At 47.7% G+C, this 11,410-nt stretch carries 11 protein-coding genes; 6 read left to right on the top strand and 5 right to left on the bottom strand.

Annotated elements, in window-relative coordinates:
- Positions 1 to 32 precede the first annotated feature (32 nt).
- The 5 genes from EDF81_RS22580 to EDF81_RS22600 are packed head-to-tail and all read right to left on the bottom strand — an operon-like array spanning position 33 to position 5,010.
- Positions 33 to 902, bottom strand: coding sequence for a DUF2608 domain-containing protein (locus tag EDF81_RS22580; protein WP_123350416.1), 870 nt, complete (start codon positions 900 to 902; stop codon positions 33 to 35).
- Between the two features lie 12 nt (positions 903 to 914).
- Positions 915 to 1,649, bottom strand: coding sequence for an oligogalacturonate-specific porin KdgM family protein (locus EDF81_RS22585; RefSeq protein ID WP_260232765.1), 735 nt, complete (start codon positions 1,647 to 1,649; stop codon positions 915 to 917).
- A 34-nt stretch (positions 1,650 to 1,683) separates the two neighbouring features.
- Positions 1,684 to 2,820 carry an esterase-like activity of phytase family protein gene (locus EDF81_RS22590; protein WP_184999581.1) on the bottom strand — a complete coding sequence of 379 codons (1,137 nt, stop codon included), beginning with the start codon at positions 2,818 to 2,820 and terminating at the stop codon, positions 1,684 to 1,686.
- 52 nt (positions 2,821 to 2,872) lie between these two features.
- The gene (locus EDF81_RS22595; protein ID WP_123350418.1) at positions 2,873 to 3,679 is read right to left on the bottom strand and encodes an outer membrane protein OmpK; all 807 of its coding nucleotides are present in this window, start codon (positions 3,677 to 3,679) and stop codon (positions 2,873 to 2,875) included.
- Positions 3,676 to 5,010 (bottom strand): MFS transporter, encoded by a 1,335-nt coding sequence (locus tag EDF81_RS22600; protein WP_123350419.1) that lies wholly within the window; start codon positions 5,008 to 5,010, stop codon positions 3,676 to 3,678. The genes EDF81_RS22595 and EDF81_RS22600 overlap by 4 nt, the downstream gene beginning before the upstream one ends.
- 307 nt (positions 5,011 to 5,317) lie before the next feature.
- Between EDF81_RS22600 and EDF81_RS22605 the strand changes: the two genes are divergently transcribed.
- From EDF81_RS22605 to EDF81_RS22630, 6 genes are all read left to right on the top strand, one after another.
- The gene (locus EDF81_RS22605; protein ID WP_123350420.1) at positions 5,318 to 6,070 is read left to right on the top strand and encodes a GntR family transcriptional regulator; all 753 of its coding nucleotides are present in this window, start codon (positions 5,318 to 5,320) and stop codon (positions 6,068 to 6,070) included.
- Positions 6,071 to 6,083: 13 nt separating this feature from the next.
- Entirely contained in the window at positions 6,084 to 7,160 is a 1,077-nt protein-coding gene (locus EDF81_RS22610; protein ID WP_123350421.1) for an ADP-ribosylglycohydrolase family protein, read from the top strand.
- A 5-nt stretch (positions 7,161 to 7,165) separates the two neighbouring features.
- Positions 7,166 to 8,176 carry an SIS domain-containing protein gene (locus EDF81_RS22615; protein ID WP_123350422.1) on the top strand — a complete coding sequence of 337 codons (1,011 nt, stop codon included), beginning with the start codon at positions 7,166 to 7,168 and terminating at the stop codon, positions 8,174 to 8,176.
- Positions 8,177 to 9,091, top strand: a complete 915-nt coding sequence (locus tag EDF81_RS22620) for a carbohydrate kinase family protein (protein ID WP_123350423.1) — start codon at positions 8,177 to 8,179, stop codon at positions 9,089 to 9,091.
- Between the two features lie 253 nt (positions 9,092 to 9,344).
- Positions 9,345 to 10,340, top strand: a complete 996-nt coding sequence (locus tag EDF81_RS22625; RefSeq protein ID WP_123350424.1) for a hypothetical protein — start codon at positions 9,345 to 9,347, stop codon at positions 10,338 to 10,340.
- A complete protein-coding gene (locus EDF81_RS22630; RefSeq protein WP_123350425.1) occupies positions 10,337 to 11,362 on the top strand; it encodes a hypothetical protein in 1,026 nt (341 codons plus the stop codon). Before EDF81_RS22625 ends, EDF81_RS22630 begins: the two co-directional genes overlap by 4 nt.
- Positions 11,363 to 11,410 lie beyond the last annotated feature (48 nt).

Consider the following 11,410-nt stretch of genomic DNA (forward strand, 5'->3'; position numbering starts at 1 on the left):
CGATCCTGCGATCCCGGCCAGGGGACGACGTATTATTCAGCAAGAGCACATAGCTGGTTCCTGTCCGGAAACACGGCCGTCAGGGATTTTGTTAACAATGCCCACTCCTGCGTCAGCGTACGTGCCTGAGTCGGTGTCAGGACCATGCCTTGCTGCGCAATCAGCGCATCTTCAACACGGGTGTAGTGAACCCCGATGGTTTCTACATCAGACCAGGATGAGGAGCTGAACATCTTCCGGACCGCCGCGATATTGGCCGCACCATCATCGACAAAGACGATTGATTTAAAATGGCGCCCCGTTTTGTTAAGCAAAAAATCAATCACCATGCCCTTATCCTGCCCTGAAGAGAACAGGATCCCCTGGGTGTAAAGCCACGACCGCTTCAGCCTGCCTTTCTCAAAAGGCACCGTCGTACCCGCTTCGGCCAGAGGAGACACGCTGAAATCGAGATCGTGTCTTTTTAGCTCCCGCAGCGTAGAGGACTGCGTATCCTGAGAGCGCGAGGTCAGCGCAAAGACGGTATGTTTCTGCTGCCACTGATGTAACAGGGCCGGAACCTGTGGCTCCGTCAGGCTCATCGGGCCAAGCTCATAGAGCAAGGTGATGGCGTTATCATACAGGCAGGGAACCTTCTCCCCGGCGGCTGGCTTATTGGGGAGTTTGTCGGTTTGCCACTGATACCATATGTCTCCACCGAGCTTTGTACCGCTGGTCAGTAACGTATTATCAATATCAAAAACCAGTAATACGTTTTCGGGTCTATATTTGAGGTCCTGTTGCCTGATAACGTCTTCTATTATTGCGTAGTCTGTCGTTTTGATAATGCTGACAGCGGCATTGGCCGAAATAGTCACAAAAGCAGCAGTGGCAAACAGCGTTAGTCCTTTAATTATATTCATAATTATCCCGATTCAGAAGCTGTAGGTCATTCCCAGACGCCAGCGGATCTGGCGGTTGCTGGACGTTTTATCAATACCTTTATAGTCAGCAACGCTGATATAAGGCGTCCATGAACCCATTTTGTACGCGGTCTTAAAGGAGACGGTGTAGTTTTTATTACCGTTATTCCATGTCTTGTAATTGTTATCATAGTAAACCAGGTTTAACTGGTACTGGAAATTCGTCGTGTCCGGGCGATAGTCAATCCAGACATCATAGCGACGGTTATTGCGATCCTCATTACCATAGCTCAGGGATTTCGCCGTTGCTTTATCCATGTCATAGCGAAAACGACCGGAGACTTTCCATTCTTTGCTGAAATCATAGCCTGCGGTTAATCCATACTCATAAGTGGTCCAGAAGGACGTGGAATCAAGCCAGAAGGAAGGTTCAAGCCAGAGTTTCATCTCATCCACGGGCTTAAACCGATAGAGAATGGATAACCCATGACCGTTGTTGGCGAACCCGGAAGGGTCAAACTTATCTTTCTTGCCTTCATCGGTATTGTATCTGATCTCCCCCAGTAACCCGATTCCATTGCTGAAAAATGTGCCAAACTCTACCCGATCGCCGTGGGTTCGGGATTTATCGAGATACTCATGCCGGTAGTCAACAAAACCATGAGGTTGTTCGGCATAAGCGATGACCGGTGGGATCAGCACCATGCCACTGATGAAGAGTAATTGTGTTATTTTCCCTGGCTGCATAAAATTTCTCCGTTGAATGTGGGATTGCCATATTTTACTTTTGCATTAAACGACCTAATTCATCATCGGCATCAATAAAGAGATAGAACTTTGTTTTTTGATAGGGCTGCTGGTTGTTGTCGGTAACAAAAAGAAGGGTTTTATGGCCATTAATATCGGGTCCAAAAGTGATGCCTTCAATACAATCGGGCTGCTCTGTGTAATCACTGAAATTAATCATTAGCTTTTTAGATACAGGCTGTATTTTGGATCTCTCTTTATAATCACGTAATGACTCAATATGGCCAATATCCGTTGCTGCGGACGTCTCCGCGAGATAAACGCGGACATCGAAATCCCAGTCGTTAAAACCCGCGCTGACATTTCGGCCAGAACGTTCAATGACCAGAAGCTGATGATCGTTGAGGGCAAGCATATCCGATACGCCATTATCGTTGATGCCAAACTCGGTGACTTTGGGCACAGGGTCGGTGATATAAACATACTCATGAAGCCGTTCCAGCGGCTGGCCTGAAGAGTCCGAGCTGAATTTCAATATTCTGGAACTCCCGGAGTTTAACGGGCCAGCCAGTTCTCCATCCTGCTTGAGAGTCCCTTCCACCGCCATAAACAGAGCCTGACCCCCGGGTACGAATGTGACGCTTTCCCACGACAGGTTACTCCGCACGCCTGTGGGACTCTCCTTGCCTCCGGTCACGTTAAAATGTGCAGGGAAGAGTGAGGTGAACTCTTTTTTCATCATGCCGTTTTTATCACTCAGGCGCAGAGGCGCGCCCAGTTCCGAACTCCAGAGCAGGGAACGTCCGTCAGGCGTCAGCGCCAGCCCTTCACCATCTACCGTTTCTTTGGGAAAATGCTGACCCACAGTGTCCAGCAGAGGGTGTTGCTCAAGGAATTTTACGTCCGATATCCCCTTTTCCGACAGCTTCATGCTTATTTTATATAAAGAGGCTTCTCCCTCTAATTCATTATTTCTGCTGTCGTTGATGGCGTAATAGATGTTGTTTTTTTTATCCCAGGTGATAGCGGACAGGCCGTAGGGTTCGATACCATTATTTTTCGCGCCTGTGGCTATTGCATATTCGCCTGCATAATGAAGGGCTGCCTGTGAGCTGCTAACGCCACAACTAAAAAATGCCATCGTCGTAAAAAAAATGATTCTTTTTTTCATAATGAGATTCCCTGTGTTAGCTATTATTTATAAATAACGCTGTGGATAGTCCTTACCATAAATAGCCTGCACTGAAATAATGTGCCGCACCGGTGGTTTTTCCAGCAAAACCGCCATTGTTCAAACCATAAATATCTTTAAATAGTTTCAGGCCATAACCCAGTGAAAGCTTGCCATGGTGCCAGTAAAAACCATTAAACATATCCGCTGCGGTTGATGAAAGATCGCGGGAAGGATGGTGCTTCATACCAAAGTTGAGGTCGGCATAACCCTGATATGAAATAAATGATTTATTAGCAAAGGTATATAATGGTGTGAACCAGCCCGCTGAAATTTGATATCCATTCCACTTCTGGTCATTTATGTCATATTGACCATACAATCCCCAGCCCATAACGCCCATAAAAGGAACATTAATATCAGCGCTGAGGCCAACAAGGCCGCCGTTGGCCGAGCTATCGTCGGCAACATGCCCGGCCCCTCCGATTGACATAATTCCTGCAACATAGAGTTCCTGGACTGCACCGAAGGACAAGTCTTTCTGTAATAATCCGTCAATAGACATCCTGGGAGATACTTTCATGTACAGTTTCTCCCTCTCATATTTGTCACTGCTTTTGTTGTTGCTGGGGTTGAATATATCTACATAACCATAGACATCAAATATCCCGGAGCGACCACCGAATTCCATTTCAATGTAATCATGATTGGATTCACCCGGCAGCTCGTTGATAGCATACATATAGTTAAACCTGAACCACCGGGAATCATTCTTATTGCGATCCTGAGAATAATCAGCAGCGGTAACACTACTACTAATAATAATAGTCGCCAGAGCTATAGCATAGGTCCTTTTCATATATTTGCCCTTAGTGTTTTTTTAATCTCTTCGTAATATTTATCGTTAATAATGTATTTTTTCATTATCAGACTGACCATCAAATTAGTCAGGGCCGGAAAAATCGTCATCATTAATGACAGCCCAACTAGTGTTGCCGCCGACTGAGTCGTGCCCGGCTGATAGCCGTAATACGTGAGTGCAAATCCGACAAAGCCCCCGGCTGCCGCGATCCCTATTTTCTGGAAGAAAAGGATAAAACCAAAAGCGAGGCCTGATACGCGTTTACCGGTTTTGGCTTCGCCATAATCTACGGCCTCTGCAATAGAAGCCCAGTAGATAGGCAACTGCATTTCAGCGAAATACGTTATCAGCACATAAAAAATCAGCCCCAACATGAGATCGCCGGGTTGCACAATAAAATACATCAGCACGCCCAGGGCAAATGCAAGAAACTGAGTGTGTCTGAAGACCTTTATTTTGTCATAGGCGCGTGTGAAGGTTGAGCAGGAGAGCATAGAGAGAACCGAAGCCACAACACCTGCGACAAAGAAGAGGGAAACCCAGGAGTAGTCGCTATCAGTGAGATAGTACAGGGCATAGTAAAAACTCACCGATCCCCGAATAACACCGCCCGCCATCATAACGGCAATGGTGATCGCCAGTATCAGCCATTGCTCATTTTTAAACAGGCTCTTCATCTGGTCTTTCAGACTCAGATCGGACTTCGGATGATGCACGCGCTCTTTGACGGTGGCAAAACAGTATAAACAGAGCAGGGTCGCGAGGATGGCCATAGCACCCATGGTGATTTGATACCCTGCCTGCGGACTGCCTTTACCGAAATAGTTAGCGCCCAGGGGAACGATGTAGCCGACGGCAAACATCACTATTTTTGTCATGACAAAACGGTAGCTATTGGCGCTCAGTCGTTCCTGAGGATCGTCAGAGATTACCCCAATTAATGAAACGTACGGGATCGACACCAGAGTGAAAAACAGGGTCATCACCACATAGGTGGCATAGGCCCAGGCCAGCTTCAGGGAGTAATCAACGCTGGGGGTGGTAAAGAGCAGCCATATTGAGATGCCGAACGGAATGGCGCTAAAGAGAAGATACGGGCGATACTTTCCCCATCTTGTTTTGGTATGGTCGGTGGCGATGCCAATTAAAGGATCAATGATAGCGTCAAAGACCTTTACCACGATAAACATGATCCCCATATCCGTCGGTTTTAGACCAAAAATGTCGGTGTAAAAAAAAGAAAGAAAAAGGATTGTCGACATTAAAACAATAGCGACGCTTGAGTCACCGGCCCCAAAGCCAATTTTTTCTCTTATCGATAATTTCATAACCATATGTCCTATAAATAATGCAAATGAAAATATACAGACGGTAAATATTAAGTGTCGTCATAATAAGTTATTAGGGTTGCATCAGACGTTGCGACAATAAGCGTGCATTGGTTAAGACCACAATATGCAGCTATCAATTTATTGAATGGACTCACAGAAAAACCATCTTTGAGTTAATGTGTTGTTTTTAAAGGTTATTTGAGGTTTTTTGTGATTTCGCCTGCATAATTATCGCTGCGGATTTTCATCCTTGTTACTCAAAAAGGTAAGGTTGGTATCAACCACATGAGGTGATGAAATTACAATGCGTAAACTCGCTGGCCCCAGTAAAGCTCAGTTAAAACACCGGGAAATTTTCGACATCATCAAGAAGAAAATAAATGCGGGAGAGTGGAAAGAAAACAGAGCCATTCCAACGGAAAGGGTGCTGGCAGATTATTTTTATTGCAGCCGCACAACGCTTCGAAAAGCGATAGAGAGCCTGAAGCAGCGGGGCTATTTACACAGTGTCCATGGTAAGGGCACCTTTGTTCTGCCTCCCCGAAGTCGGGAAAACCATTTACTGCATAGTTTTACCGATGATGTTAACGCGAAAGGGGGAAAGCCTGCTCAGCGAATACTCGAAATAGGTTATGTTCCGCTCAGTGACATTATCCGCCAGCACCTGATGCTCGACGCCAATATTCAGCAGGTTTTTTTTGTTAAACGCGTTCGTTATATGGGGACAACTCCGCTGGGAATACAGTCATCCTGGCTGGCGCTGAACGGCAACACGGCCTTCACGGAAGAGGCGTTACTGATGAAAGGTTCACTCTACGCGCTGCTGGAAGACATGCTGTCGATAAAACTGCTGGAGGCGACAGAGACGATTTCTGCCCGTCTGCCTTCACCCAATGAACGAACATGGCTGGAACTCGGGGCCGATGATGTGGTGCTGAACTGCACCCGAATTACCCTGTCGGTTGAGCGAAAGCCCGTTGAATATGTCGAGATGGTTTATGCGGCAAGCCGCTACTCCTGGAAGACCCGTATTACGAAAGACAGCTTCAGTGTGTGATTAAGGGAATGTTATGAAAAAAAACAGTAAATCAGTGCTTTATGAAAAAATTCTTGGCTCACTGGCCTGTGCCGGTATGGGCGATGCCTTAGGGGCGGCGACAGAGTTATACAGCATCGATGAAATCAAACAAAAATGGGGCGGATGGCTGGATGATTTTGTCGAGCCACCGCGTGATACGTTCGCCGGTTCTCTGAACGGCGTCGCAGGGCTAATCACGGATGACTCCAGCCAGATGTATGTTTTATCTGAGGGGTTAATCGCCGCAGGCTTTAATCAGTTTACCAATGCCGACTGGGTTAAATGCCTGCTGCGTTGGGCAGATATGCAGCCTTATAGCAACTATAAAGGCCCGACCACGGAACAGGTGGTTAGTGCGCTTAAAGAAGGTCGCCCGACCAATACTATTGGTCGAATCGGAACATCCTCGCGGCAGGCGCCGAATATCGGTACCACAAACGGTGCCGGGATGCGCGTCGCCCCAGCCGGGCTTGTCTGGCCGGGAAAACTGAAAGAGGCCTGTGAGCTGGCACTGATCACCTGCTTGCCGTCACATGATACCAATATTGCGATTGCCAGCGCCTGCGCCATTGCCGCCGCGACATCCCAGGCGATGCTGGCCGACAGTACGCTGGACGATATCTACAGGGCCTCTCTGTGGGGCGCTGAATATGGAGAAACCCTGGCAAAACAGCATGCCCGCTGTGTTGCTGGCCCTTCGATTGCGATGCGTATTCGGCTCGCGTCTGAAATTGCGTTACGTGCGGAGAGTTTTGAAGGCTGCCTGAGGGAAATGGAGGGCCTTGTTGGTAACTCCGTCGCCGCTCATGAAGCAATTCCGGCAGCGATTGGGCTGCTGATCTACAGCAAAGGTGAACCCTGGGAAACCATTTATGCGTGCAGTAATGTCGGTAATGATACGGACAGTATTGCCACCATGGCCGGGGCGATTGCCGGAGCGTGGAAAGGGTTTAGCGCGCTGCCGCAAGATAAGTATGCGTTTTTCCGTTCCGTTAATAGCCGGGATTTTAATCTGGAGCGTATTGCGGAAGGGCTTTCAGAGCTGGCTTATCAGTCTCTGGAGGCGTAACCAATATGAACGTGTGGGAAGTGGATGCACAATCGATCATGCCTCTGGCGGCAACGCGTGAAGAGATTGACACCACATTTTCATTTCTGAAACGACTGGATCTGACGTGGCGCAGTCTGTTTGTCGGTCATCGCCTGGAGGTCGATAAGCTCCGACATCTCATCCTGGTGGGGTCAGGCGATTCGTGGACTGCCGCACTGATTGCGGCGGCCTGGATTGAACGTCACAGCGTCCTGTCCTGCGTGGCTCGCCAGACCTTTGATTTCCTGAGTACCGATCTGACGCGATACGGCAGGGAAACACTGATTGTGGCGATCAGCGCCAGCGGTCGGCTATCGCCGGTGACTGAGGCAATAACGTACGCAAACGCGTCGCAGGCTCAGGTTCTGGGCTTAACCAATGTGGGTGGAACCCCTTTTAGCCGGTTGACGGACAGCCTTGTCTTCATCGGTGCAACAAAACGCGGTATGCCGACGCAAAGTACCAGCGCGACGCTCTATTTATTACTGCGACTGGTTGATGTCATAGAGGGCGTCTCTCCGGGGTTCAATGGCGTATCGGGTTTACCGCCGGGCTCGTTCAGTGAGATTGGGGAAGCCTGGAAGACGAAAGAGAGGCGCCTTTATCGGGAAAGCATGGTGACCTTTCTGGGGAATCATCTGACCTGGGGGGCGGCTCTGACGGGGGCGAATTTGCTGTCGTGTGGACCTCAGATCCGCTCATACGCTTTTCCGCTGGAAGAGTTCCACCACGCCTTGCGTCTGAATCAGGTTAAAGCAGGCGAACACTTCATATTACTCCCCGGCTCTCGTTCTGAACGCACGTTCTATTTCCAGACCCGGGACGCACTGCTGAATCAAGGTGCCAGCTGCGAAATGATTGATGTGCCGCCGAACGCTGATGAAGCCAGTCACCTTTTTTGCCTTCTGCAGCATCTCTATGAGATGAGCTGGTATCTGGCCGTCGATTTTATTGAACAGGGTGGGCAAAGAGTCCGTCACCAGGAGAGTTACTAAATGAAAAAGTATGATGTTGCGGCGTTAGGGAGTGGGAACGTTGATATTATTCTTGGCGTGCCGTCACTTCCTGAGCGGGGAGGGAAGGTTGTCGGACAGCTTCTGGATCAGCAAGTCGGAGGAACCGTTGCCAATAGCGCATGTGCGATGGCGCGTCTGGGCGTTCGCGTTACGTCTGTTTCCTGCTGCGGGGATGACAGCAACGGCCAGAAAATCCTCAGTGATTTTAAAAAATTTAGCGTGAACTGCGATTTTGTACGCACGATCCCCGGACATGCTGCGAATATGGCGGTGATCTTAATTGATGATACCGGCGAGAAGTCTCTGGTCTATGCCCCCGGCGATACGCCCGAGTGGGACGAAGAGTGTGCCAGAATGGCTATCGAACAAAGCTATTATATTTATACGATGCCTTCAGATATTGATAAATTTCAGAAAATGGCTGCGCTTGCCCAACAGGCGAAAACAAAAATCATCGTTGATATCGAACCTCATATTGCCGGTACTCCCGAAAGGCTCAATACCATTTTTTCATTGGCGGATATTGTTATTTTTAACAAGGCCGGATTTATTTCTGGCTGCGGTGAAGAGCCCGAACCAGAAAGTTTACAGCGGCTACGGCAGCAGTATCAGCTGGATGCGGTGGTGGTAACGCTGGATGCTGAAGGCGTGGTTGCGGTGACGGAAAATGAGAGTGAGAAACGGGCATGCTTTGACGTGTCGGTCATTGATACCACCGGGGCGGGTGATGCCTTTAATGGCGCGTTTATTTATTCAATCATTAACCATGCCACGCTCAGTTCTGCGCTGGAGTTTGCTTCCGCTACGGCAGCAATTAGCATCACGGCTCTGGGTGCCAGAGGACATCTACCTGACGTTGAGGAAGTGGCTACATTTATTGGGGCTAATAAATAAATGCATGTTAATGTTATTTAGTCTTTTTGATGTGTTAATGAGTGAACGTTCTAACTATTAATGCCCCTTAATCTTAAATGTTCTTTTTGATTTGTTGGCAGGATGTGTTAATTCTATTTGATAGACGCCGGGCTTTGCGCGTAAATATGATGGAAACATTCCGCATTTCAATTAATGTGGATAGGCTTACTAATTCATCTGTACCTTGTTTTTAATTAATCACGCAATGTGTTTAAATAAAAAGGAGATTTTTATGCCCGTAAATCCTGGATCTTTTCAATATATACCGGAGTTTATGCTATCGGCACCGCGTTTTTTTCGTCGATTAGCGAACAATGAATACGATACGTGGATGGCTGCTGATTCTGTACCATCAACCAATGAATCCTTACCCATGCCGAGAAATTTAACGACGTTCTCTGATGATATACAGGAGGTTTGTGCACGAACACATAATTATCTGTTGCATTTAGCGCTGCGCCGAGCGCCGGACAGATTCCTTGGGCGTCTGAGCTCTGAGCAATTAGTCGTGCTTCATCTTTATACTATGAATTCTGTCCCTTTCCATGCGATCACCCGCTGCTGGGATTTACAGGCAGAATACGAGGATATCGATCCCGCCTATATTGCGCGATACTTCCCAAATCGGGAGGTGGGGCTACGAACGGTGAGTATATTAAGTTCGGCATTAACCCAAATTGGACTGCTGAACCCTGATGAATATGATGTCAGTTGGTGGACTCAGGGCTACAGCGGCATGATGGTTTTCCGTGGCGCGTTAACGGCACCTAATCCGGGGCAGGCTTCGGGAACCATATATGATTATAACGGGTCGGTAATCGGAGACCGTGTTATTCACGTGAACGATATCGTGACCAATACGGATTTTATGTCAACCAGCGCCCATCCTTCCGTTGCAGCAGAGTTTGTTATCCGGCAAACGGCAGTATGGCCGGGAGGAGTTGAACCCGCAATTAGCGTGGATGCACACTTCAGACGCGTTTTTTTCCGCATTGATATGCTCTCTGGCCGACTGATTGTTCCGATGACACAATTAAACCAGGCTGAAATTCTCTTTCCATTAAATTCACTCTTTCGGGTTGTCAGTATCGAAGCCGATCCCACCTATGGTTTGTTGGTGGCTCTACAAGAGTTAACACCGGCCGAAGGAGCGCTTGTGGTGGAAGCTAAAAATATCATGACCGGGACGGATGTCACCATTCCAAAATTAAATGGGGGTGAAAAATGAAAGGCGTAAACCCAATTTATGCAACCTTGCTTAAAAACTTACCTGATTTTTGGCGTTATCACTACAATGACCATTATAATGATTTCTTTATTAGAGAGAGGTTGTTTGGTAAAGGGGCTAATGTTGAAGTTCCCAGGGATATTGACTGCTTTCTGGATAAGACATTAATGAAGGCTGGTATGGCTAACCAATATCTTACTCATGTTGGTATTAATGCCAGTGCAAATGAGGACCTCTCGCCAATAGACAAAGGGATGCTCAGGATGCTCAGTCAATCCCCGGACTTTTATATTGGTATAAAATATAGTGGCACTAATAATGTATTCTATCCGAGTTTTATTTCTTATTTGATTTATGCTGCCACAGATATCAGTACTGTAAATCTGGTGAGCTATACCGACAACGCTATTGCTCAATTAGAGAATACGAATACCCGGCAGTACGATGTTGCATGGTGGAGTAATGAGATGGAAGGACTGAAATATTTTTATCCATTTGTACCCACCTGTGAACCTTCTGCATTTAATTATCGTCAAAATAAGATGCTGTACCGCAACGATCCTTCGGTTGTTGCCGAAGGTGATTATGGTATTATTACCGGCGATCTTATTAGTGCTAAAATTCCCATTATCGCGCATGCCAGCCCGGCTTTTGCCATAAGCAAAGCGATGAGTATGGGATGTACTGGCGTTAATACAGAGATCCCCGATGACTGGTTTTATAATGACTGGCCCAATAACACCTTTGGTGATGGTGTCGGAGGGCCGGATAAATATGGCTATCCTGTTGTTTTATTTGTGATTAACGATCCGTTATCCCTTGCTCATAACGGGGCAAGGTTTTCTTCTCTCCATGGAGGGGAAATATATATTAGTTCCCAGGCCCGCTACAGAGTGACGAGTATTGGGCGTCTGGACTGGTATACGGACCCACTGAAAGGCCTCACCCAGGGTGTTACGGTCGTTGAGGTCACAATCGAAGACGAGTCGGGCGGCGACGCAAAAGATATGTTCGGGCAGTAGGTATCGCGCTCAACGAAGTGGTCCCATGCGGGACCACTTTTTGTTTAC

This window comes from Enterobacter sp. BIGb0383 (assembly GCF_003751845.1).
In the GTDB taxonomy this organism is placed as follows: domain Bacteria; phylum Pseudomonadota; class Gammaproteobacteria; order Enterobacterales; family Enterobacteriaceae; genus BIGb0383.